The 22,445-nt window shown below is 41.7% G+C and carries 26 protein-coding genes and 1 pseudogene; 11 read left to right on the top strand and 16 right to left on the bottom strand.

Going from position 1 to position 22,445, the window contains the following annotated elements; translation table 11 throughout:
• The first annotated feature begins 311 nt into the window (after positions 1–311).
• Together IEO70_RS03825 and IEO70_RS03820 are read left to right on the top strand one after the other, a co-directional pair.
• Positions 312–596: a hypothetical protein gene (locus tag IEO70_RS03825; protein ID WP_190997032.1), complete on the top strand. Its 285-nt coding sequence runs from the start codon at positions 312–314 to the stop codon at positions 594–596.
• 105 nt (positions 597–701) lie between these two features.
• Positions 702–1,541 carry a metallophosphoesterase gene (locus IEO70_RS03820; protein ID WP_190997031.1) on the top strand — a complete coding sequence of 280 codons (840 nt, stop codon included), beginning with the start codon at positions 702–704 and terminating at the stop codon, positions 1,539–1,541.
• A gap of 65 nt (positions 1,542–1,606) precedes the next feature.
• Here IEO70_RS03820 and IEO70_RS03815 read toward each other — a convergent pair whose 3' ends face one another.
• From IEO70_RS03815 to IEO70_RS20310, 7 genes are all read right to left on the bottom strand, one after another.
• Positions 1,607–2,872, bottom strand: a complete 1,266-nt coding sequence (locus IEO70_RS03815) for an MFS transporter (RefSeq protein WP_190997030.1) — start codon at positions 2,870–2,872, stop codon at positions 1,607–1,609.
• Between the two features lie 525 nt (positions 2,873–3,397).
• Positions 3,398–4,117, bottom strand: coding sequence for a metallophosphoesterase family protein (locus IEO70_RS03810; RefSeq protein ID WP_190997029.1), 720 nt, complete (start codon positions 4,115–4,117; stop codon positions 3,398–3,400).
• Between the two features lie 147 nt (positions 4,118–4,264).
• The gene (locus tag IEO70_RS03805; protein ID WP_190997028.1) at positions 4,265–4,825 is read right to left on the bottom strand and encodes a DUF4256 domain-containing protein; all 561 of its coding nucleotides are present in this window, start codon (positions 4,823–4,825) and stop codon (positions 4,265–4,267) included.
• On the bottom strand, positions 4,822–5,379 hold the full coding sequence (locus IEO70_RS03800; RefSeq protein WP_190997113.1) for a 2-phosphoglycerate kinase: 558 nt from the start codon (positions 5,377–5,379) through the stop codon (positions 4,822–4,824). The genes IEO70_RS03805 and IEO70_RS03800 overlap by 4 nt, the downstream gene beginning before the upstream one ends.
• Before the next feature lie 10 nt (positions 5,380–5,389).
• On the bottom strand, positions 5,390–5,539 hold the full coding sequence (gene arfA / locus IEO70_RS03795; protein ID WP_190997027.1) for an alternative ribosome rescue factor ArfA: 150 nt from the start codon (positions 5,537–5,539) through the stop codon (positions 5,390–5,392).
• A 124-nt stretch (positions 5,540–5,663) separates the two neighbouring features.
• Positions 5,664–5,942 carry a hypothetical protein gene (locus tag IEO70_RS03790; RefSeq protein ID WP_190997026.1) on the bottom strand — a complete coding sequence of 93 codons (279 nt, stop codon included), beginning with the start codon at positions 5,940–5,942 and terminating at the stop codon, positions 5,664–5,666.
• Positions 5,943–5,963: 21 nt separating this feature from the next.
• Positions 5,964–7,862 (bottom strand): DUF2325 domain-containing protein, encoded by a 1,899-nt coding sequence (locus tag IEO70_RS20310; protein ID WP_190997025.1) that lies wholly within the window; start codon positions 7,860–7,862, stop codon positions 5,964–5,966.
• A gap of 416 nt (positions 7,863–8,278) precedes the next feature.
• Between IEO70_RS20310 and IEO70_RS03780 the strand changes: the two genes are divergently transcribed.
• From IEO70_RS03780 to IEO70_RS03770, 3 genes are all read left to right on the top strand, one after another.
• Positions 8,279–8,644, top strand: coding sequence for a hypothetical protein (locus IEO70_RS03780; protein WP_190997024.1), 366 nt, complete (start codon positions 8,279–8,281; stop codon positions 8,642–8,644).
• Between the two features lie 293 nt (positions 8,645–8,937).
• Entirely contained in the window at positions 8,938–9,180 is a 243-nt protein-coding gene (locus IEO70_RS03775; RefSeq protein WP_190997023.1) for a hypothetical protein, read from the top strand.
• 60 nt (positions 9,181–9,240) lie between these two features.
• Positions 9,241–10,164, top strand: a complete 924-nt coding sequence (locus tag IEO70_RS03770) for a flavodoxin family protein (protein ID WP_190997022.1) — start codon at positions 9,241–9,243, stop codon at positions 10,162–10,164.
• Positions 10,165–10,474: 310 nt separating this feature from the next.
• Here IEO70_RS03770 and IEO70_RS03765 read toward each other — a convergent pair whose 3' ends face one another.
• Positions 10,475–10,780 carry a hypothetical protein gene (locus IEO70_RS03765; RefSeq protein WP_190997021.1) on the bottom strand — a complete coding sequence of 102 codons (306 nt, stop codon included), beginning with the start codon at positions 10,778–10,780 and terminating at the stop codon, positions 10,475–10,477.
• A gap of 183 nt (positions 10,781–10,963) precedes the next feature.
• On the opposite strand from IEO70_RS03765, the gene IEO70_RS03760 reads away from it, so the two are divergent.
• Both IEO70_RS03760 and IEO70_RS03755 read left to right on the top strand, forming a co-directional pair.
• On the top strand, positions 10,964–11,461 hold the full coding sequence (locus IEO70_RS03760; RefSeq protein WP_190997020.1) for a GNAT family N-acetyltransferase: 498 nt from the start codon (positions 10,964–10,966) through the stop codon (positions 11,459–11,461).
• Positions 11,462–11,545: 84 nt separating this feature from the next.
• Entirely contained in the window at positions 11,546–11,833 is a 288-nt protein-coding gene (locus IEO70_RS03755; protein ID WP_190997019.1) for a hypothetical protein, read from the top strand.
• A gap of 53 nt (positions 11,834–11,886) precedes the next feature.
• On the opposite strand, the gene IEO70_RS03750 is transcribed toward IEO70_RS03755, so the two are convergent.
• The gene (locus tag IEO70_RS03750) at positions 11,887–13,086 is read right to left on the bottom strand and encodes an iron-containing alcohol dehydrogenase (protein ID WP_190997018.1); all 1,200 of its coding nucleotides are present in this window, start codon (positions 13,084–13,086) and stop codon (positions 11,887–11,889) included.
• A gap of 81 nt (positions 13,087–13,167) precedes the next feature.
• Positions 13,168–13,884 (bottom strand): alpha/beta hydrolase, encoded by a 717-nt coding sequence (locus IEO70_RS03745; protein ID WP_328820860.1) that lies wholly within the window; start codon positions 13,882–13,884, stop codon positions 13,168–13,170.
• A 99-nt stretch (positions 13,885–13,983) separates the two neighbouring features.
• Between IEO70_RS03745 and IEO70_RS03740 the strand changes: the two genes are divergently transcribed.
• Positions 13,984–14,820, top strand: a complete 837-nt coding sequence (locus tag IEO70_RS03740) for a helix-turn-helix domain-containing protein (RefSeq protein ID WP_190997016.1) — start codon at positions 13,984–13,986, stop codon at positions 14,818–14,820.
• A gap of 100 nt (positions 14,821–14,920) precedes the next feature.
• Here IEO70_RS03740 and IEO70_RS03735 read toward each other — a convergent pair whose 3' ends face one another.
• From IEO70_RS03735 to IEO70_RS03725, 3 genes are all read right to left on the bottom strand, one after another.
• Positions 14,921–15,136 carry a hypothetical protein gene (locus IEO70_RS03735; RefSeq protein ID WP_190997015.1) on the bottom strand — a complete coding sequence of 72 codons (216 nt, stop codon included), beginning with the start codon at positions 15,134–15,136 and terminating at the stop codon, positions 14,921–14,923.
• Between the two features lie 281 nt (positions 15,137–15,417).
• Complete coding sequence (locus IEO70_RS03730) at positions 15,418–16,653, bottom strand: DUF438 domain-containing protein (RefSeq protein WP_190997014.1); 1,236 nt, start codon at positions 16,651–16,653, stop codon at positions 15,418–15,420.
• Between the two features lie 5 nt (positions 16,654–16,658).
• On the bottom strand, positions 16,659–16,889 hold the full coding sequence (locus IEO70_RS03725) for a DUF1858 domain-containing protein (protein WP_190997013.1): 231 nt from the start codon (positions 16,887–16,889) through the stop codon (positions 16,659–16,661).
• Between the two features lie 146 nt (positions 16,890–17,035).
• Between IEO70_RS03725 and IEO70_RS03720 the strand changes: the two genes are divergently transcribed.
• Positions 17,036–17,413 carry a DUF4181 domain-containing protein gene (locus IEO70_RS03720; protein WP_190997012.1) on the top strand — a complete coding sequence of 126 codons (378 nt, stop codon included), beginning with the start codon at positions 17,036–17,038 and terminating at the stop codon, positions 17,411–17,413.
• A 58-nt stretch (positions 17,414–17,471) separates the two neighbouring features.
• Here IEO70_RS03720 and IEO70_RS03715 read toward each other — a convergent pair whose 3' ends face one another.
• A complete protein-coding gene (locus IEO70_RS03715; RefSeq protein WP_190997011.1) occupies positions 17,472–17,672 on the bottom strand; it encodes a DUF378 domain-containing protein in 201 nt (66 codons plus the stop codon).
• Between the two features lie 180 nt (positions 17,673–17,852).
• The gene (locus tag IEO70_RS03710; RefSeq protein WP_190997010.1) at positions 17,853–18,587 is read right to left on the bottom strand and encodes a glucose 1-dehydrogenase; all 735 of its coding nucleotides are present in this window, start codon (positions 18,585–18,587) and stop codon (positions 17,853–17,855) included.
• A gap of 227 nt (positions 18,588–18,814) precedes the next feature.
• On the opposite strand from IEO70_RS03710, the gene IEO70_RS03705 reads away from it, so the two are divergent.
• Together IEO70_RS03705 and IEO70_RS03700 are read left to right on the top strand one after the other, a co-directional pair.
• Positions 18,815–19,414, top strand: coding sequence for a TetR/AcrR family transcriptional regulator (locus IEO70_RS03705; RefSeq protein ID WP_190997009.1), 600 nt, complete (start codon positions 18,815–18,817; stop codon positions 19,412–19,414).
• A gap of 111 nt (positions 19,415–19,525) precedes the next feature.
• The gene (locus IEO70_RS03700; RefSeq protein WP_190997008.1) at positions 19,526–20,290 is read left to right on the top strand and encodes a carboxymuconolactone decarboxylase family protein; all 765 of its coding nucleotides are present in this window, start codon (positions 19,526–19,528) and stop codon (positions 20,288–20,290) included.
• 832 nt (positions 20,291–21,122) lie between these two features.
• Here the strand turns inward: IEO70_RS03700 and ltrA are convergent.
• Positions 21,123–22,396, bottom strand: a pseudogene (gene ltrA / locus IEO70_RS03695) (group II intron reverse transcriptase/maturase).
• Between the last annotated feature and the right edge of the window lie 49 nt (positions 22,397–22,445).

The following is a 22,445-nucleotide window of genomic DNA, read 5'->3' as shown; positions in this document are numbered from 1 at the left end:
CATTTTACTAGCTTCCTATCGTTCCTGGAGCGCTAACCAAGTAACCGGCTCTTCGTTCACCTCACTTCCTCGCATGATTCTTCCGCTTTTCAACAGAGTTCTTCCACTTTCACAAATAATTCTTCCGACCTGAGCAACCACCTTACTGAAAAATCCCCTTTTGATCCGATAGATTCTTCAGTGCTAACAATTTACAATAATATCGAATGCATTCTTGTACAAACAAACTCATCTCACCGTGCTGCATGATGTTTTCTTTCTTCACCTTTCGTGTATTATGTAGGTATAGTACTAGTTAGGAGGTATTCACAATGGGGAGACAATTGCACTATGCGGAGGATGGGATATCACTAGAACTAACAGGCTTTACGCGGTTTTGCGCCGTCAAAAAACGTATTGACTTCCCTTATTCAAACATTGTCGATGTAAAATTAACATACTTCAAACCGCACTTTTTGTTCCTAAGGTGGGCTGGCACAATAATCCCTCCGTTCATCTGTGAAGGCAGATTCCGTCATAAGAAAAAATGTTTTTTCGTTTCGTTCGAATCTGTCAGGAAAGTACCGCTTATTCAACTTCAAGTGAAGGAAGGCTAATACGATTTTGTCATATTCAAGAACGTTGTAGAATCAATCGAAACAATAAAACGTTCTATTGTTTCCACTTAATTTGGTATAAAAAGCACTACAAGGAGAGTAAATATGCAGTTAAAACCGAAACGAAAAAATCTGTTAATCGTTATTGCACTTACTATTGTTGCACTATTCGCTTTTTTCACCTATCAAAACAATGCGATCACAATAAGCGAGATCAATTATAAAAATGATAAAGTTCCGGAAGCATTCAACGGGTATAAGATTTTACATATATCAGATCTTCACAATAAGGAGTTTGGGGATAAACAATCTAGCATATTAGCAAAAATAAAAAAAATCAATCCTGATGTTATCGTCATTACGGGCGATTTAATTGATTCAAACAGGACAAATATTGATGTCTCACTGGATCTGATCAATGGCGCAATCGATGTTGCACCAATCTATTACGTTTCCGGAAATCATGAGGAGCATTCCGGTATATATAATCAGCTTAAATCGAGGTTAGAAGAAGCTGGCGTCATCGTGTTAGATAACAAAAAAACGGAAGTAATTAAGGATGACCAGTCCACCGAAATTATTGGGTTATCCGATATCGCATTCAACAACGGCAATAATTGGCTAAACGGTGACTTATTGAATACACTGGTCGAAAAGAACGGCACCTTTAAAATATTGCTCTCTCATCGACCGGAACTGTTCGAGATTTATTCAAACAGCAATGCAGATTTAGTTTTTTCAGGACATGCACACGGAGGTCAAGTCCGAATCCCGTTTGTCGGAGGTTTAATTGCGCCCGAACAAGGATTCTTTCCGGAATTAACAGAAGGTATTCACACTAGCAATGATACATCCATAGTGATTAGCAGAGGCTTAGGAAATAGTGTTGTTCCTGTGCGAATCTTCAACAGGCCAGAGCTGATTGTTGTTACATTATCAAACTGAGGGAAATGGCATAATCATCAGCAGATGGCTATGCCATTTTGAATTAACCTTTGAACTTTTTGCTGTTAACAGGTTTGATTATCCACCTGAATCGAACGACGCTTTTTCACAGAAGACCAAATGACAAGCGGAATCAGCAACAACGATATGTACACACCAACAAACCCTAATGCCGCGTAGCTTGTATATGCCACAATAACACCGGATAACAAGCTTCCCGCTGAACCGCCAAGTGCCACTCCAACATCGACCGAACCTTGTATTTTCGCACGATTTTCGATGGTCGTCGAATCGATGATAATGGCCGTTCCGCTAATGAGCCCGAAATTCCAGCCAAGCCCGAGTAAGATAAGTGCCACGGTGAGAAGCAACGTCGATTCACCTGGTGCAAAAGCCGCCAATAAACCTGCGGCTGTCAATGTGAAAGCTGATGCAATCACCATTTTGATGCGTCCAACTTTATCTACAAGCGACCCTGTAATCAGTGAAGGCAAATACATAGCTGCCACATGCAAACCGATCGTCAAACCGATGGCGGACATTGCGTTGCCATAATGCTGCATATGTATTGGCGTCATCGTCATAATCGCAACCATGACAACATGGGACAAAATCAAAACGGTAGCACCTACGACAACCCCCATACGCTGTACCTGTTTTTCAATATTTCGACTCACCACTTGCACAGTTTGCTCCGATTGTTCGGCAAGCTTTCGAGCAACCAACAACGGGTCCGGCTTCAGTAAAAACCAAAACACTAGCCCGGCTGCGCTATAGGCGACCGCCGATAAAAGAAACGGCCCTGAGAGAGCAGGCATATGAAGAAATTGAGCGACTTTCCCCATCGGCGCGACCAAATTGGGACCTGCGACCGCACCAAACGTTGTTGCCACAAGCGCAATGCTGACCGCTTTCGCACGTTGATGTTCTTCCGCTAAATCCGTACCGGCATATCGAGCCTGTAAATTAGTAGATGTACCAGCACCGTATATAAACAACGAAACGAACAATAACACAATACTATCGATATTAGCTGCCGCAACAACGCCCAATGCGCCGATGCTCCCAGCGAGGAAACCGAAGGAAAGCCCCATTCTCCGGCCATATTTTTGCGTAATCCGACCGACTAAATAAGCAAACAAAGCCGAACCTAACGTAAAAAGAGCAGACGGCAATCCGGACACACTCTCAATTCCAAGCATCTCTTTCGCAAGCAGTGCTCCCACTGTAATCCCAGCCGCCAACCCTGCTCCCCCCAAAGTTTGCGAAAGCAGCACAACGAGCAACGTCCGTTTATATAACCGTTGTTGCCATCCTTTTGAATGTTCCACCCTATCCCCTCCTGCAACTCCCTAAAAATCATTTACCAAATCATAACATATAATTCAGGTTAATCCTGACCTAAAATAAAACTAGCTGTATAATAATGAGTATCTAATCCGAAAATTCAATTCAACAGTTCAGAGGATGTGTAAATAAAAGTTTAATCCATTCAATTTCGACAATCATTTTCTTCTCATTTAAGGACATCACAGAAGATGAGATTGAGAGAAATATTGAGTTTTTAAAGCAAGAGAAGTGGTTTCAACAATATCTTAATGATGAAAAATACAAGCACTTGATTGATGAAAATGCTCATATTCGTAAAGCAATCGGTCGTATAAACACTAATAAAATGTCAAATATAGATTATAGCGAAAAACAACAGAGAATGATTGAAAGAGAATTACAGAAATAATTTCATTACATACATTTATAAGGGGCTTTCCTCAATCAACAGCCCTACCTCCTCTTTTTACAACTCTTCAGCGATTTCCTTAAAACGGTTCACAAAAGGATTGAGCAATTCTCGTTTCTCAAGTATTACTCGTTTCAAAGTAGCTCGCTAAAACTTCCCCTCGTTCATCAATGATGATTGCATTCATCTGACCGCCAAAAATATAGCCTCCGTCGATACCGATATAGCTGCCGTCTTCACTCACCCAAACATCATTGTTGATTCTATCCTGATGCAAAATCCGCGTCGGCGTATGACCAAAGACAATAGTTAATCCGGTCTTGTTTTCATCGACAGGCATCATGTCATACCACATAAAGTCCTTGTCTGGTGCTTGCCGCCAATCTTTCGTTGCAGCATCAATTCCCGCATGAACAAAAAGCACTTCTCCAAATGCGTAATACAAAGGCAAATTCCTAATAAAATCTATTTCTCGTTCAGCTCTCTGTCGGACAACTCTCGCAATGTCTTCTATATTACGCTTCATAATCGCATCATCTCCGGCAAAACTGATAATCGTCTCACCGCCACCAACCATGTCAAATTTTCGGCCGTTGCCGACCGGGCTATCCAAAAAGTCGAGAAACATATCCTCATGATTGCCTTTTATAATCTTCACTTTCTCTCGATATAGCCCCTTTAGCTTAATCAACTGCTGCACAACCTTTAAGGAATCTTTGCCACGATTGATGACATCCCCTAAAATGATCAGCTCCATCTCTGGATTCCAATTTTCCAACAGCTTCATAAACGGCTCATAGCAACCATGTATATCACTAATTACAAATGCTTTTCTCAACCTCTTCATCCTCTTTTCTGTTGGTTTCTTCTTTGCTATCTCTTATTCTACCAATACCTATATTCCCAAGACAAAATACAAATGAAAGAAACAAAAACCGTTAAGAAATTCCTTTCTTAACGGCTTGAACAGGTAACCTCATTTAATTTAAACTCGCAACGCACCACGAAATCCCCTTGCACCATAATACGAATCAGCGCCATTATGATATGTAAAAACCGTGTCGTAACGGCGGTCGCAAAACAGGGCGCCACCTAAGCTTCTGATGTTCTCTGGTGTTTGCACCCAGCTTGATGTTTTCAAATCGAAGGCGCCGAGCTGCTGCAGCTGACGATATTGTTCCTCAGTCAACAGTTCAATCCCGATTTCATTCGCCATATCCATTGCGCTGTTTTCCGGCTTATGTTTCTTTCTCGCTTCCAATGCTTCACGGTCATAGCAAACACTTCTGCGCCCTTTTGGACTCTCCGCTGAGCAGTCGTAAAAAATGAACTCGTCCGTCTCTGCTTCGTATTCAACCACATCCGGCTCGCCACCTGTTCCCTCCATCATGTGCAGTGACCACAGCTTGTCAGGATTGGCTTCGAGCTTCGTCTGCACCTTCTCCCACTCTAGCCCCTCATGGCGATTCATATGTTTATCAAAACGTTTTTTCAACGTTGTGAGCAGTTGCTCGCTCTCAGTAGCTGACAGTTCTTTTTTTGTCATATGTATTTCTCCTTCATTTCTATATATTCATAAACCTTCAGGATGTCCTGATGGTAATCTTCATCTATTTCAAAATAGGCCACACCATATTTTTCGCATTTTCTTTTAAAAGCTTCTTGTTCTTTTATAAAATCGGACATGTTCCGTTCTTCCGGATACATTCGGGCTTCGATGACATTTCTATGCTTGACGATATGAGATGTAAAGTTTTCTTTAATATATTTTGTTGAAAAGCCCATGAAAATAGGAATAATTTTTTCAGAGTACGATTTCTCAAAGTCATTCATATATTGTGGCAGCATGTAGCAGCCTTCAATAATAATGCTTTGATTATTTTCAATATTGGTCATGATTATACCTTTTATGATTGGCCATAGTTTTTCAGCAATAACTTCCGTATCATCTGAAGGGGTAAAGCCACAATGTGCATCGCCTCTATATAATCCCATCTTCAAGTGGTCGGCAGACAGATAAGGAATGTGGTACTTCTCAAGCAACTGCTGGGCCATCAATGTTTTGCCCACGCTACTAATTGCGCATATTAGAATCACCATTTGCAAAAAATTAGGCCCCTTGCCGCCAGGATTGTTTCCCTTTTCGACTATAGGAGCCTTTGCCTTTCTTATTTTTCACGATACGCGTTGAAGCATCGATGCCCCACATACGACGGCTGTTTGTCATTTCGCCGATTGTTTTAGCTTGTTTCTTTTTCATTTCAAAACCTTCTTTCTCCACAAAATTCCAAATCTATCCTTATTCAATATACCATTTGGGGCGATGTTCTTACAACTAAAGAAAGCCCGATTCTGCTACTTTAAGAAACAAAATCGGACTTTCTTTATTCTCTCGAAAACTCAATAATTTCCGGAACGCCTTCCGCTTCATACTGATCAACCAAATCCTCTGTACTTTTGCTTGCTAGTCGGAGCAAGTTTTTCGGATTGACCGTTTTAGCGATGGTGTATTCGCCTTCAGCCGTTTCCACGAGCACAACCGGCACGTGCTGGATGACATAATTGACTTCAGCCTTATCTAGTTCTTCCTTTATATGATCTTTGTTCACATCCATATAACCATCCAATAACAGTTGGTCTATATTATGCAAATATTTCTCCATCAACGTCCGCCTCCAAAACTGCTACATCTGCTGCTCTTTTACAGCTATCATATGCGCTATTCTTGGAATATTTGTGAAGGAAGTATAGTAAATTGGTTTCTGTTCGAGAATTGCATATTCCTTCGCTTCCCACATCGCCCGGTGCGAAATGTAGCGGGTGAGCACGACAATGATGTCAGCCTTCTTCAAACGCTCGTAGAAATCAGGGTCCAACCGTCGCGTATCATGGGTGATTACTTGATAGGTGCGATGCTGATTGTCCAGATGCGTTCGATAGCCGCCGAGAATAAGAATCGTTTTGCCCTCTAGCACGTCATCCGAGCAAATTCCCTCTTCAATCGGCTCCTCTGTTAGTTCTACTTCTTCTATTAATTCTTCTTGTGGGTTTTCGATTGTCAGCCGTTCGATTTCATTTTTCAGTTCTTCAATCAACCCTTTAAGGTGATGGATTTTCTGGATGTCAGCCTTATTGCGGACAATTTGGGAATCGCAATGTGACTTCTCTTCTGCCTTACTCACTTGCTTATACGCTTCACCGAGCTTATTCGTCAGCCGGCCATTTTCCTGACGGAGCGCATGGATTTGCCTTTTTTGTGCGTTCATCGTTTCTTGCAGCATAGTCAGTTCTTCTGGGGACTTAATGAACAATTGCGAAATAAGTTCGCGTCGCAAATTTTCCAATTCAGGCGGGCATGGCAGATAGCGGAAGATGAACTCCGCCCTGTTCAAGCCGATGCGCTCGATCTCTTTCGGAATGTTCCAGCCAAAAACAGTAATCATTAAATAATGCGCAATTGTCTCTTCATTCGCCTTTCGCCAGAAATCCATCTTTTCCTCATCCGATAAAAATTGCTGACTCACCTCTTCTAGCAGAGAATCATCTTCGTATATACCAAAAACCTCAAGTCCATGTTGCAATTCCACATTCGTCAGCTCATGAAGAAATTCGTCCCAATTTTGCAAAGCAGCATAACAATATGCGTTCCAAAAATAGTCCTCATAACCTTCGAAATACGCCTGGTGGCCCAGCGCAACATGGAGTATATTCCGTATTTCCCGCTCATTCTCCTTACTGCCGAGCAACCGACAATACACGATTTCCTGCTCACGAACCGTCCGACCCGTCATCGTATCTTTTACAACCACCCGTTCATCTGCAACCTCCGCTTCACAAGTCGGGCACATGAATTTACCGACAAAAGGCACGAGCAGCTTCTCGTTTTCTGCAGCAATTGTATCCGGATTTAACTCAAGCATTGTACGAAGGTACGATTTTTTCCAATCATGACAATGCGAGCAATAGCCTTCGAGATAGACAGACACATATTGAAGCTTGTCGCCTTCATACGGAATCGTCATCATGTAAAAAGCATCGTTTTCCCTCATCACACTTTTTAAAATTTCCGCTCGGTAGCTGTTCAGCAACGTCTGCACATCATTACTGTCATCCGGAAAATACAGATTCGTCTCAATTTTGCTAGTGACGATATCTTCCCCGTTCTCGACATAAACCATGATGCTCAAAAAATCATCTGCCACCACACATCGCGTCGGATAAAGCGATGGCATCGTCTTCGGAAACTGTTCCGCTAGCTCACATATGAAGGCCCGGAAACGCTCTTCCAATTGCGCCTTCTCTTGCTGTTCATTGTCCCGAATTCGCTTGGCGATTTCATGCACAGACTGATGCTGCGTGAGCACTAAACCGTACAAATGCGGATTCCCTTTCTTCTCCACCCAGTTGCCGTTCACATACACTTCTAATCGCTCAAGCGTAATATTTTCAGCAAATAATAATATTGCTCTCATATTTATTTCATTATGTGTAAAATAAATAATCACTTTTGTATAAAAATGATGCCGATAATCAAAAAATGATACCATTGACCCAATATCAGGCTTCACATCAGAGATAAGCACGTTCCTCACCTTAATTCGTCTATTATAAATACTTATTTTAGCATAGAAAAACCGTTACCGGTCCTTTTTCAACATGATTAAACTACTTAGATTCGCCTCGTTGAAAAAGAAGCCATGCCGAATCGAAAAGCGGAAGCAGCCCGCAAGTAAGGAACAGCGACTAAGAACGCTACGTCCGCATATCTTCGTCGCTGTGACTCTCATCGTGAGAACCTCCCCCAAGAAACCCGCATTTGGTTTCTTTGGGGAGGCTGCAAGTAATGAACATCGGCTAAAAACGCCACGTCCGCATGGTTCGCCGTTATGACCTACATCCTGTAGGCCTCCGAGCATGGCAGGTATAAGGTTAGACAGCTATCATCGCTCAAAAATATATACTTTCTTACTTTATTAAAAATTATAGGAGGTGCATCAATTTGCCATTGAAACTATTTTTTCTTGCATTCGGAATGTTCTTTTTTGCTTCACCTGCAGCAGCTTATTTTACAACGGAGGATATAGTGCTCGACCTAATCATGCCAGCTGTTGATCAAAGGGTCATCGAAGAATATAAGGGCGAACCGCTATTCGACTGGCACTGGGGCAAAATTGCCGGCATCACGTACAACGCTGACCACTCTTATGATGTCGCTGTCAAAATCAAGATTCCATCCGAACATGATTTGGAAGACTTAGTGAAAGTTCGGATCTCTCCATCATGCGACAGCGGCAAACTTAATAAATGGACATGCAATCACGATTTCGGGATAAAGATTTTGGAATATAACCGTATTTCTGATTGAAGCCATTAGAAAAATCGTTACCGGTCCTTTTTCATTTTTGCATTCGCCCCTTGAATTCACTTCAATGAAAAAGGAGTCATGCGGGAGGACTAAGATGAATCACACAAGAAACCCGCCTTTGGTTTCTTGGGGGAGGCAGCTTAGGACCGAGCATGGCAGGTATAAGGTTAGACAGCTTTCCAATTTCAAAAATATATACTTTCTTATCTTTGGACAATAAACAATTTAGCTCTACCCTCCTTTATATCCCTGCATTAAAATGGAAATATATCCACTTTAAGGAGGACTGCAAAATGACTATGATTTCAATTATTCCCTTCATCATTGTCGGCATCTTCATCATCGCTGCCATTGTTTTATTTGCCGCTACAAAAAAGGATAAGCTACCGGCAAAATCCACTTCTTACGATAGCAAATCGGTACATTGGGCTAGCAGCAATGATTGTAATCCTAAAAAATCAAATGACTGCTCTCCCAGCGATTATTCTGGTGATGTTGGCGGTGGCGACGGTGGTGGCGGTGGCGGCGGAGATTGATTTTTCGCTCTAGGTTTTATTCTTCTTCTAACGTGTATTAATAAGAAGAGGTGGTTTAAATTGAGAAAAGTATTTATTTCCCGTATTATCATGATCTTTTGGACATTGTTTATTGGGATTGGGGCTGTCGTAGGGGCAACAGGAATGCTCGTAGCTCCTGACGGTAGTTCAATAGGAATGAAGGAGGCACTTTCTTATTTTCAAGTGCTTCCGTTTGCAGGCTTGTTGTTTCAGGATTACATTTTCCCTGGCATATCGCTTTTATTAATTAATGGTATACCAAATCTGATTGCCGCTTATCTTCTTATTAGAAATAAAAAAATGAGCGGGCTTTTAGCATGCAGTCTTGGGATCGTTCTCATGCTGTGGATTACGATTCAGTTTGTGATTTTCCCATTTAATTTAACATCAACCACTTATTTTTTCTTTGGCTTGCTTCAGTTTTTATGTGGCATCGCGTATATCACTTTCGAGAAACAGAGCAAGTTTCACTTTGACGCAAGCATGTATCAAAATATCGGCACCAATCCATCCATTTTGATCGTCTATTTTTCCAGAAGCGGCTATACGAAAAAAATCGCTTATGAAAAAGCCAATGCCCTGGGCGCAGAGCTATATGAAATTACAACACCGGAGCGAATAAAAGGATTTTTCGGGTTTGCCTGGCTCGGGCGATTTGCGATGCACAGATGGCCGATGCGGATCAATCCGGTAACCATCGATGTTTCTAAATATGAAAGAGTCATCATCGTGACGCCAATTCATGTGTGGACCGTCGCAGCTCCAGTGAAAGAGTTCTGCCAGGAATGCAAAGGGAAAATGAAACACGTGGAATATACAGTCGTTCACTTCAGAAAAAAACATAACTTCTTTGCAGCATGCGATATCATGGACAAAGAACTGCAAACAAAAGCAGAAGTTCGTGAAAGCATCATCTGTAAGTATGGGAAAATTAAAGCGCGTGTGAGAGTAAGACTTCCTTGAAAAACCCAAAAGTGGCTGGCTTTTCGTTCAATTTTCTACTTTTCACCTTAAAACTGCAAGATTTGTGAATGAAAAGCCGGTTATTGGTTGTGGGCGATTGCCTCCGGGAACGGTTGCACGCGATTTGAGAGTCGTCGCGGCGAGCTTGAGAGCGGTCGCAGAACTTTTGAAAGTCGTCGCTCGAATTTTGAGAGCGGTGGCGCACATTTTAAGAGTCGTCGCGCTAAACATGAGAGCGCTCAATCAATCATGAGAGTCCCACTGCAGCTTGAGAGCACTCGAACTTCAACGACGGGATTTCTCTATCTTTCTACTCGTAAAAAGACTTTAAAGGATTTGGTATAAACTTCAGGAAAATCAAACTGCCAATCACTATCCCAAAAATAATCAGGACGATACTCAAAACAGAATAAAGCCAGCCAGATAAGTAAAGTTGGAGCACAACTTTCCCGCCCAATATAACCGCAGTTGCAACAGCCACACTCAGCACAAACCCCAATATGTACTTCAGCCATTCACCCTTAGATAGCTCAGCAAATCGATGACGATGCATGTAGAATCTTAATCCCACTACTAAAAGGGTTAGAATCAATAAAACAATGGATAAAACACTCAAAGTAAACACGCCTCTCTTAAGGATCGAATATATCCTTATATACGAAATGACTTACAAAAAGTTGCATTATTAATAAATACTGGGGCCGTTTCGTTGCAGAAGTATTTATTGAAAATTGCGCAAAATATTTCCAACCCCTTAAAATTAATATAAAATGGAAAATACTAGATAAGGAGGAGAACGATGAAGATTCGTATTTTACAGCCAAGTGATGCCGTGCAATACCAGAGTCTGCGATTAGCCGCTTTGCAAACAAACCCTGAGGCATTCGGTGCAAGCTATGAAGAAGAAGTTCATTTTTCAACGGATAGATTTGGAGACCGCCTGCAATCGGCCAACGTCTGGACATTCGGTGCTTTCGAGCAGGAGAAGCTCATTGGCTCGGCCACTTTATTGAGAGAAACGAAGATAAAACTGCAGCATAAAGCCAATATTTACGCCGTCTACGTCACTCCAGAAAAACGCGGACTTGGCATCGGCAGAAGTTTAATTGAAGAAGCGATACGCAAAGCGAGAGCGATAAATGGTGTTGAGCAGTTGAACCTATCCGTTGTCACTACCAATACAGCCGCGTTAAAACTGTACGAATTGCTCGGATTTCAAACGTTCGGACACGAAAAACACGCTTTGAAAATAGCAGGTACATATTTTGACGAGCAACATATGGTGTTATTTTTATAGAACATGCCGTTCAGCTCATTCCACCTGCCTTAACTGCATCTTATAATAATAAAGATTGATTACTCAATGATCGGATGTGTATCCATGAGCTATACTTTAATGGTTTGGAATTATATTTTCCTAGCATTCTCCTTTATTTGCGTCTTTGCTGCCACTAGAAAAAGCAGTAAGATTACGCGCAATTGGGTACTAGTCATTTATATAGCTACCGTCAGCTTGTATACGTATTTAGTGATTGGTGAGATAATCACTCCATCCTTAGATGCAAACATTGGATTGGGCGGTGCCATATTGCTGATGAGACTTGTCAGCAGTGTCGGGATCATCTTTGCAGTCATATACCTGCTGTCGACAATCAGAAAATCCCGATAACAAAAAACCGCAAAAGCAATAGCTCTTGCGGTTTTTCGTCAATCTCGAATCAATTAGTCACGCGTAATCCATTCAGTTGTTTCAACAATTGTCACAGTCACATCTCTTGGTTCAACGATTTCTTTGAACATCGCAATTGTTTCCTCTTTAGTCGGCATGTATGGATTGCCTGGCGCACATGCGTCTTTTAGGGCGTTTTCTGCAAGCAACTCTAAATCAGGATTTTCAACGCCTAACTCTTTTAATGATTTTGGAATGCCGACTTCTTCAGAAAGCTCGATGATGCGTTCAATGACGTAGTTGCTGCAAGCTACGTCAGAGCGGCCTTCTGTGTCAAAGCCTAATGCATCAGCAATCAGACGGAATTTTTCCGGTACGCGTTTAGCGTTTTCGCGTTCTACAATCGGCAATAACATTGCGTTGCAGACACCATGAGGTAGGTCATATAAGCCGCCTAGCTGATGCGCCATCGCGTGAACGAAGCCAAGACCAGCATTAGAGAATGCCATACCTGCAAGGAAGCAAGCATTCACCATTTTCTCGCGAGCATCAATGTTACGTCCGTCGCGAACAGCTGTTGGAAGAGCTTCGAAAATTAATTTAACAGCTTGAAGTGCTGTTGCGTCAGTGATCACATTCGCACCTGGAGTTACGATTGTTTCAATCGCGTGAGTCAGTGCATCCATACCAGTTGCTGCTGTTAAGTCGGCTGGTTTGTCTACCATTAGTTCAGGGTCATTGACGGATAATAGAGCGATGCTGTTTTTATCCACGCATACCATTTTTACGCCACGGTCTTCGTCTGTAATTACGTAGTTAATTGTAATTTCAGCAGAAGTACCGGCTGTTGTATTAACAGCGATTGTTGGGAAACCAACTTTTTTAGATTTATGTAAGCCTTCATAATCGCGGATATTGCCTCCGTTAGTTGCTAAGATACTGATTGCGCTTGCACAGTCTTGCGGAGAACCGCCGCCGATGGAAAGAATGAAGTCACAGCCTTCCTCTTTTAAAAGCCATAAACCTTTGTCGACTTGTGCACAAGTTGGATTTGGTTTCACTTCGTCATATATTACATACGAAACATTCACTTTATCCAATTGATCAGTCACTTGTCTCACAACACCTGTTACATTCAAGAAACGATCGGTTACAACTAACGCTTTGCGGAAACCGAAGTCTTGCACTTGACCTCCCAACTCTTGTAAGCAGCCTCGTCCTATTAAGTTTTTGCTTGGTAAAGAATACATCATCGTCAAAACCCTCCAAATTCAATAAGATATGATTTCTATATTCCTCACTTGAAAGGTTCTAAACCTATTAATTTATATTTATTAATTGCTCACAAACCGCAAAGCCCGGCTCACCACCGTCGGCACAACCGATGCATGATTCTCCTCCGGCGCCACATAAAGCTCAGCGGCTCCTATTTTCTCAGCAAACAGCTCGGCATCTCCGACCATATGGCCTTCCTTTTCTCCGACCGCGATAAAAATGGTGCGTCCTTCCCGCTTAAACGGCATCTTTATCAGTTCATGATCGTTCCACCAAACAGATGGGCTGATGGCGATATAGTTTTGATAGCTGTCCGCGTTCAGCATGTTCCACAGTACAAAATAACCGCCGAGCGAATGGCCGAATAACGTCTGCTCATCACGATTCACCAAGTAGTCCGCTTCGATCTTCGGCTTTAATTCTTCTTCAATAAACTGCTGAAAATCAGCTCCGCCGCCTACTTGCTCTGGAATTCGTGCGTTCATGCGCTTCGGATATTTATACTCGGCAGCCGGAGCGGTAAAATCATAAAACCGGCGCGTACGCATCTCGCTTTCATCATGACAAATGCCGACAACAATCGCTGCTTTCACGCCTGTTTTCGGCGCATTGCGACTTTGCAGACAGACCGAATCAGCCAGGTAATGAAAATAGCCGGAGCCATCTAGCACATAAATAACCGGAAAACCCGCTTCCGGAGCCGTCTCCTCTGGCACATAAACATGAATATCGTACTGGTAATTCGTATAGTTCGACTTAATGGAAAATGTATGCATTTTAATATCCATCCCCTAACAAAATTGCTATAATTACAAATGATAATTATTTTCAATTAGAATAGCAATTATTTTGATATACAGAAAGTAGGAATTACCTTGCAATTCACGGTACAACAAATCATTGACTATTACGCCAATGCTACCATCGCTTTTACCGATTTATTCAAAACAAAACTTGAATATGGAAAAGTGGATGAAGGCCGCTATACAGCGCCGAATACGTACGGACTCGTCATTCCGTTTCGCGGCAAAGCGAATTTCACCTTTAAGGGCTCTACCTATAAAATGCATCCACGTATGATTGTCCATGCCGGCTCAGCAATGGATATCGTCATTGAAACGACAAGTCGCGAACCGTGGGAATATGCCGTTGTCCATTATGCAATCCCGGAAAGCGAGAAGCAGCAATTCCCGCATGCCAACGAACACTTCGCGATTCCGATTACCGATAATATGAAAATAATTGAGTTGGTGCTGCAGCTTGAGAAGCATTTCAAAACGCCTGGCAACACGAGCAAGCTTCAGGCAAAAGTAGTGTTTATGCAGCTCATTGAGGAGATTGTTTCAAGCGCAAAAAAACAAATGCACGACAACCGAGCTGACCGGATTACTGATGCCGTCAACTACATCAATGCCCATTATACCGAGATTACCTCCATCTCTGAGCTCGCCGATCAATTTGGCATTGAACGGCGCCGATTCGCCTATTTATTCGCGCAATCAACAGGCATGAGCCCGGTTCAATACATAACAGATATTCGGCTGAAGACAGCTTGCCAGCTGCTTAAGACAACGAATGACCCGATTTCGCACATCGCAGAGCACATTGGCTACCCTGATAATTTCTACTTTAGCCGTCTTTTCAAAAAACACATTGGGATGAACCCGTCCAGCTACCGTCAGCACGCAGCGAACAAGATTGTTGCGAAATAAGAGCCAGCGATATCTTTTCAGATTGGCTGGCTCTTAGCTAATTACAGTTCCTGCCCATTTTTGCTTGAACGCTTGTACGTTTAACGTGACGACTCTCAAATTAAGTGTGACCGCTCTCAAGTTCAACGCGACAACTCTCAATTTTCCCGCGACCGCTCTCAAGTTCAACGCGACGACTCTCAATTTTCTTGCGACCGCTCTCAAGTTCAACGCGACGACTCTCAATTTTCTTGCGACCGCTCTCAAGTTCAACGCGACGACTCTCAATTTTCTTGCGACCGCTCTCAAATCCCGCACGACCGCTCCCAAACGCCACTACCCACAACCAATAACCGGCCTTTCGGTCACAAATCATGCAGTTTTAAGATGGACAAGCAGTGAATTGAACGAAAAGCCAGCCATTTTGCAAGATTTTTTATAGAAGTTGCTTCAAGTATGCTCGTTTATAAGTAATTTTGTGCAATTTTGTGCGCTCGAACCTTGAATCGCTCCTTCGCGAACAACATTGCACCTCCATTGAAATTCCACCATTGCATTCACTTAGGACAGCGCAGCCATCACAAAAAACCAACCCCACTCAGGGTTGGCTTTCCCATACTACTCCGATAAAATTCGCTTCTGTCCGCTAATCTCCTGAATCGGCGCAATGTTCTGCGTGAATTCAAGTGTGCCGCGGTACAGTCCTTTTTCATCACGGACAGCGAAATAACGAATTAATACATACTTGTCCTTGAACGGAATCCAGAAGTCCTCGCTATCCTTCGTTCCGGCCTTGAAGTCTTCAAGCAACTTCTCCACTACATGAACACTTTTCGGCGGATGGCAGTTTTGCACCGTGCGTCCGATGACTGCCTTCGTTCTTGTAAAGATTCGCTCCTTGCCGTGTGAGAAATAGCGAACGACATCATCTTCATCAATAAACGTAATATCAACCGGCAGATGATTCATCATTAGCTCTAGCTGTTCAATTGATAAAATACCCGTCTCTATGCGGATGAACCCTTCTGACATCGCTGCTTCTGTCAATGATTTACGTTCAGGCTTCCACTCCGCCACTGAATCAATCAAGCAGAAACCGATGACATCACTTTCATGGGCAATTTTCACCCATTCATCTTCCGTCAAATGCTGCAGGGACATTGGGAATAAAATATTTTCTTCCTTGAAAATCATTTCCGATACTTCACGAATCACATACTGAATCTTCTCAACAACCAATTGCTTATCATCCGTTTGATAGTCAACCAGCAGCTGCTTCGCTTCTTTGATTGCGTCACGAATGCGGTCGTCGACTCCCCACATTACTTGTGTCGGTCCTAAAATGCCGTACTTCTCTAAATATGGAAGCAGCAGATTTTCCTTGCGGCTGTAATGTTTATCAATATCAAGCAGCAAGTTCAAATCTTCAATCAGCTTATAAATATGCTCTTCACTGTCCTCTCTTTGGAAACGCTCAAAGTGCAGCTGGATTTTAAAGTTAACCAACTTGTCGATCTCGCGGTTTTCCAGCTTGAACGTATGAACAGGATGCCCTGGCTGTTCTTCCGGTGTTTGCGGTCGGTGAATATCTTCAATCGAACCTTTGAAAATGGCTGTATGCACCGAGCATAGTCGTTGCACTTCTGAAACTGGAATACCCTCTTCTTCCATCAACGCCTGCTCTAGCTGAGAAATTTCCTCAACTGTAATGCTGCCGACAGCCTCTTCAAATTGCTGCTTCACCTCATCGACACTTCGCCCATTATGCAAATCTTTGATTATAGCTTTCAACATTTCCTGACGTTCTGACTTATTCAATTGCTTCTGTTCGCGATTATTGATGATCTCACTCATAGATGTTATTCTCCTTCTATTTCAAATCCGTGATTTCGGAATGCTTCTTTCACTGTTTCAATTGGAATCCCTCTCATGCGGCATCCCTTCGGAAGTGTCATCACACGCCCCGCTGTTTGCAACATGCCTGGCTTGGCAATTTGATCAAAACCAAGCTCAACCATGATTGGCAGCACTTCCGGATGTTTTGAATACAATTCATAAATTGTTGCTTGTATATCAATTACTTTTGACATAACCTCACCTCATATGTAAAAGCAACTTTATCACAGGATGCCGCGCAATAATGTGACATACATCACATTTTACTCTCTGCAAATTTTGTTATTTCTTAGGAAATATTGTCAGTTTATGTTAAAATATTTCTATAGGGGGGATGTGTTTGAATTACGAACAACTTAGGATCAGTGGAGTATTTATTCTTTTGCTCATTTATATCGGAGTCATTCTTTTTCTTATATTCCGCAAAAATATTCCGCTTCCAAAGAAGATGTTATTTTCTAAAAACCGCAAAAAAGTATTTATTGTTGCCGATCTTCTGTTACTCATTATTTATGGGGTGACTTTTTACTTTTTACTTAATTATGCATTTTTTAGTGCCTATTTTATCGTCCACTTATTCAGCTACCTTGCCATATTAGCACTAATCGGATTAATCGAGGAATATGTAACGAGCAAAGAAGCAAAAGGCTATTATCACAGATTGACTGACCTAATTTTCACAACCAGTCTCGCTCTCTTATTCGCGTTTATACTGTAACGTAAATAACAAAAGGGGCCTCTGAACAATCTCAGAAAGCCCCTCTCCTATTCAGCCCTTAATCAGAAAGATCTCTAAACAACAGTGCAATACTCGCTAAACCAGCAACACCGACAAGTGAATAAACAATTCTTGCACCGGTTGAATCTTGACCACCGAACAAGTCCGCGACTAAATCATACTCGAAGAAACCAATGAGTCCCCAATTTAACGCACCGATAATCACTAAAAGAAGTGCAACTTTCAACAAAGCATTCATCCGTTATTCTCCTTTCAAACATTGATGATGGACACCAAGGTAAGAGAAAGAAAAATGCTGTCGCCACTAGCACTTAAAGGCTGGCAATCTTGCTGTCTCACTACATTATATGAGGAGTTTTATTTTATGATGCAAAATAAAAACAGCACCAGCCAAAATTGGACTGGTGCCGTTCATTGATTACATCGCAGTTAAACCGCCGTCGATGATGAATTCAGAACCTGTTGAATAGCATGACTCATCAGATGCTAAATATAGAACTAAGTTTGAAACTTCTTCCGGTTCCGCAACACGTTTTAATGGAATATGTTTCGAGAATGCTTCAACAGCTGCTTTCGTATCTTCCTGAACAACCATTGGTGTCGCAATAACGCCCGGATGAACAGAGTTTACGCGAATGCCGTAATTTGCACATTCAACAGCTGCCGCTTTTGTCATACCGCGAACCGCGAATTTTGTATCGGTATAGCCGATTGCGCCAGCAACGATCCCGTTCATTGATGAAATGTTGACGATCGAACCGCCACCCGCTTTTTGCATCGCAGGAATCACCGTTTTCATACCTAAAAATACCGACACTTGGTTAATTTCCACAATGCGGCGATATTCTTCCACTGACACTTGCAAAATTGATTTCGCCATTGTAATACCGGCATTGTTCACTAATACATCGACTTTTCCAAATGCCTCTTCCGCTGCTTCGACAACTTTCTGCCAATCTTCAGCACTTGCTACATTTTGTTTCACGAAGATAGCGCTTTCACCAAGCTCCGCCGCAAACGCTTGTCCTTTTTCTTCATTTAAATCTGTCAGCACAACTTTTGCGCCTTCTTCTATAAATTTACGCGCATGTGATGCTCCCATTCCTTGCGCTGCCCCTGTAATAATTGCTACTTTCCCTTCTAAACGAGCCATTTTGATTTCCCCCTTGATGTTTCCCCTTAAAATACTTTACACTTGTAAATTAACAGATAATTACACTATTGTCCAATAAAAAGATTGAACGGGTAATCCAGATTCGCCATTCAAATCAATGTCATTACTGTAATGATCATCCATTGCTCGACCAATCCTTTGTCCAATGGAAAAATCAGTGGCATAATTAGTGTGAGAGTAAGTTTGCTTAGCGAGGTGACAACATAATGACTGCCAAAGAAGACCGTCGCATTGTACGCACAAGGAAAAACTTAAAGCATTCCCTGCTGACATTGCTGAAGGAAAAGGATTTAAACGAGCTGACGATTACCGAAGTCTCTCAACTCGCCGAATGCAACCGTGTGACGTTTTATGCCCATTACAAAGACTTGAATGACTTGCTTGATGCCATCGTCGACGATTACTTGCAGCAATTAATCGACTACTTCCGTGAAAGCTATCAAAAATTACAGCACTTCTCTTCAAATGAAATCCGTCTGCATTTGCCGATTTTTGAATTCATCTATCAAAATCAGTTCATTTTTGCGCTTATTTTAAAAGGAGAAGTGCTCCCGGGCTCACAAAACCTTTTTTGCGAAAGCCTAGTTCAAGTAACACTCAACGAGCTAAAACTCGAGGAGGAAATGGAAATCGAGATACCTGCTCTAAACTACTTCTCCACATACGGCAGCCTCGGCTTTTTCCTATACTGGATCAATAACGACTTCAAAGAATCGCCGGAAATTATGGCGGAAAAATTAGCCTATTTGCAGGGCAAGATGTTTAAGGAAGCAAGTGTACTTGATGAAAAGCCTTCTAGTAATTAGAAGGTTTTTCATTATGCAGTGTAAGACCAAGATCAGCGTGTTTTTATTTTTTTGTATTAGGGTAAAAAAAACTAGATTTTTTACAAATGCATAGAAAAGAGGTCTTGTACAATGAGCATTCATCATGAAACAGTACATAAAAACTTTGAGGAATTATTGCTCGATGAACAATTATCATTGCAGATTAACGACCCTGAGCTGCTGCGGATTTTAACTAATTTCACAGATAAAGAAGTTGTCCCCTATGGCAATCTCAGCAAGAAAACAAGAATGATGATCATATTGGCCTCCTTAATTGCCATGCAAACTTTGGATGAATATGAAATTATGCTGAACCGAGCCCTAAATGCCGACCTGACTCCGATTGAAGTCAAGGAAATCGTTTATCAGTGCGTACCATATGTCGGCATTGCCAAAGTGTATGATTTTCTTCACGCTACCAATGAAATTCTGCAGGACAAAGGTGTCGAGCTGCCGCTTCCGGGTCAAGCTACGACCACACCGGACACACGTTACATCAAAGGATTAGAGGTACAAAAACAAATTTTCGGAAGCGCCATTGATCAAATGTACGCACAATCACCGAAAAATCAGCTCCATATTCAGGAGTACTTATCGGCCAATTGCTTCGGCGATTATTACACTCGAAAAGGCCTTGACATCAAGACACGCGAATTACTGACGTTCTCGATTATTCTCTCGCTCGGCGGATGCGAGCCGCAGCTTAAAGGGCACATTCAGGGCAACATCAACGTCGGCAACGATAAAGAAACGCTGCTCAGCGCCGTCACACAGCTATTGCCTTACATAGGCTATCCTCGCACATTAAATGCGATTCGTTGCCTGAACGAAGTCATTCCGGAAGCAACGGAATAAAAAACAACACCCTCGTGAAATCATATAACAGGCTTACTTGTGGAGTGCAAAACCTTAAATCACAGACCTATTCGCATAGGAAGCAACAATAATTTCACAACACAAATCACAGAAAAAAGGCTTAGGTTCAACTAAGCCTTTTCTCTATCGTATTATTTTACAAACTCCCCTGTTAATTGTATAAGGATTGTACTTAAACCTGCGCTACCTTTGAAACATATTTTTATCTCTTTCTTTAATTGTTCGTGTGATACCCCAAAAACCGAAACGATAGACCACTGCAAATAGAAAAATTAAAAAAGCGTACTCGAAAGGAGTAAAAGGCTCATAAGCGATTAAACAAGCATTAATAAATATTAATAGTAAAGATAGTAATTCTATTAAAGAGTCTTTCAGCCCGTTCTTTCTATACAACTTTTTAGTGCTCTCTAAATTAGATATGTTAGTTATTTCGTGACTATAGTAACCTTTAATAAAGAACAAGAAAATTAAAATCATTCCAAAAGCCGGTCCAGTCGAAATACTTAAAAATTGTGTGATAAAACAATAAACGAGTGTGAAAAAAATTAAGTACATCTAACCCAACACTCCTTTTCACCAGAATTAAAAGAAAGTGGATATGGCGATTCCTTTATATGTTAGAAATTCTTATTAATAAATTCACGCAAATTCTTTGTTGCTAACTCTATTTTACCATTTTTTGTGAGTTATTGTGAGTCCTTCTTTCACTAACCTGTCTCGTAAGCAGCAATCGAGTAGAGGGAAAATAAATAATTTATTTTCGCCCCTCTCACAACACTGTACGTACGGGTCACGTATACAGCGTTTCAATTTATATCGCAGTATGTACTTTTAGATAACGTTCTAAAGCAGAGGGGATTCCCCTCTGCTTTAGTCTTTTGTTTGAAAGGGCTCTATGGACAACTTTCGATAATCCTATATATCGATAGCCTTTTCGGCAGTATGTTAGTCCTTTCGCTTCTTCCTCCGGAATACCTAGTTGGATGAGCGATTTGATCTGTTTTTTAGGTTTCTTCCATTGCTTCCAGATGATTACCCTGATTCTTGAGCGAAGCTTCTCATCTATGCGTTTCATGGCTTTCTTCATATTAGCGATTTTGAAATAATTCACCCAGCCGAATATGACTTGTTTTAGTTTCACAATTCGGAAGTCTAACCGAATACTCCAATTTCTCTTTGTCAATTTCCGGAGCTTTCTTTGGAATTTCTGTACTGAAGTAAGGTGTGGTTTCACCTGATATTTCTTATTTTCAATGTCGTAGTAGTATCCGAACCCTAGGAATTTTAAATCTTTAGGGCGAGCGACCTTGCTCTTCTCTACATTGACCTTCAGTCCTAGTTTGTCTTCTATAAATCTTACGATTGTTTTCATCACTCTGTTCGCTGCTTTTTCGCTCTTCACAAATATAAGAGCATCATCTGCATATCTTACGAAGAGAAGTCCTCTGCTCTCTAGTTCCTTATCCAACTCGTTCAGCATAATATTGCTCAACAGTGGACTGAGATTACCTCCTTGCGGAGTTCCCACTGGCGTTTCTTCATACTTCCCGTTTACCATAACCCCACTGACTAAGTATTTTCTTATTAAGGAAATCACATCGCCATCTTTTATGGTGTTGGATATGATTCGCATGAGTTTGTCGTGATGGACGGTATCAAAGAATCGTTCAAGGTCGATGTCCACTACCCAATCATGACCGTCATTCAGAAATTCCAGGCTCTTCATGATAGTCATCTCGCAACTTCTTTTGGGTCGGAAGCCGTAACTGTATTCGCTGAACTGCTCTTCAAATATCGGACTGAGAACTTGGTGAATGGCTTGTTGAACGACTCGATCCACTACTGTTGGTATTCCCAGTTTGCGCATCTTGCCATTTTCTTTTGGGATTTCCACTCTTAAGCAGCTTGCGGTTGATATTTTCTCGTTCTGATGCGCTGACGCAGTTCATCCTTGTTCTCTCTCAAATATTGTTTCAGTTCGTCGACTGTTACTCCGTCAACTCCACTTGCACCTTTATTTCTGTAAACACGCAAGTAGGCTTCGTTCATATTTTGATTGCTTAAAATCTGTTCTAAAAGTTCCATACTCGTTTCTCCTTTTCCTCTCACGTAGTAAGTGATAGTTCCCTTTTGG

The organism is Peribacillus faecalis (genome assembly GCF_014712675.1).
In the GTDB taxonomy this organism is placed as follows: Bacteria; Bacillota; Bacilli; order Bacillales; family DSM-1321; genus Bacillus_AD; species Bacillus_AD faecalis.
This window is presented reverse-complemented; position numbering and strand designations above follow the sequence as displayed.

Bases quoted from the DNA above. Each gene is read 5' to 3' on its own strand.
- IEO70_RS03825 (WP_190997032.1), top strand. From the start codon at position 312: ATGGGGAGACAATTGCACTATGCGGAGGATGGGATATCACTAGAACTA.
- IEO70_RS03820 (WP_190997031.1), top strand. From the start codon at position 702: ATGCAGTTAAAACCGAAACGAAAAAATCTGTTAATCGTTATTGCACTT.
- IEO70_RS03805 (WP_190997028.1), bottom strand. From the start codon at position 4,825: ATGACAAAAAAAGAACTGTCAGCTACTGAGAGCGAGCAACTGCTCACA.
- IEO70_RS03800 (WP_190997113.1), bottom strand. From the start codon at position 5,379: ATGGTGATTCTAATATGCGCAATTAGTAGCGTGGGCAAAACATTGATG.
- arfA (WP_190997027.1), bottom strand. From the start codon at position 5,539: ATGAAAAAGAAACAAGCTAAAACAATCGGCGAAATGACAAACAGCCGT.
- IEO70_RS03790 (WP_190997026.1), bottom strand. From the start codon at position 5,942: ATGGAGAAATATTTGCATAATATAGACCAACTGTTATTGGATGGTTAT.
- IEO70_RS03775 (WP_190997023.1), top strand. From the start codon at position 8,938: ATGACTATGATTTCAATTATTCCCTTCATCATTGTCGGCATCTTCATC.
- IEO70_RS03760 (WP_190997020.1), top strand. From the start codon at position 10,964: ATGAAGATTCGTATTTTACAGCCAAGTGATGCCGTGCAATACCAGAGT.
- IEO70_RS03755 (WP_190997019.1), top strand. From the start codon at position 11,546: ATGAGCTATACTTTAATGGTTTGGAATTATATTTTCCTAGCATTCTCC.
- IEO70_RS03750 (WP_190997018.1), bottom strand. From the start codon at position 13,086: ATGATGTATTCTTTACCAAGCAAAAACTTAATAGGACGAGGCTGCTTA.
- IEO70_RS03745 (WP_328820860.1), bottom strand. From the start codon at position 13,884: ATGCATACATTTTCCATTAAGTCGAACTATACGAATTACCAGTACGAT.
- IEO70_RS03730 (WP_190997014.1), bottom strand. From the start codon at position 16,653: ATGAGTGAGATCATCAATAATCGCGAACAGAAGCAATTGAATAAGTCA.
- IEO70_RS03725 (WP_190997013.1), bottom strand. From the start codon at position 16,889: ATGTCAAAAGTAATTGATATACAAGCAACAATTTATGAATTGTATTCA.
- IEO70_RS03715 (WP_190997011.1), bottom strand. From the start codon at position 17,672: ATGAATGCTTTGTTGAAAGTTGCACTTCTTTTAGTGATTATCGGTGCG.
- IEO70_RS03710 (WP_190997010.1), bottom strand. From the start codon at position 18,587: ATGGCTCGTTTAGAAGGGAAAGTAGCAATTATTACAGGGGCAGCGCAA.
- IEO70_RS03705 (WP_190997009.1), top strand. From the start codon at position 18,815: ATGACTGCCAAAGAAGACCGTCGCATTGTACGCACAAGGAAAAACTTA.
- IEO70_RS03700 (WP_190997008.1), top strand. From the start codon at position 19,526: ATGAGCATTCATCATGAAACAGTACATAAAAACTTTGAGGAATTATTG.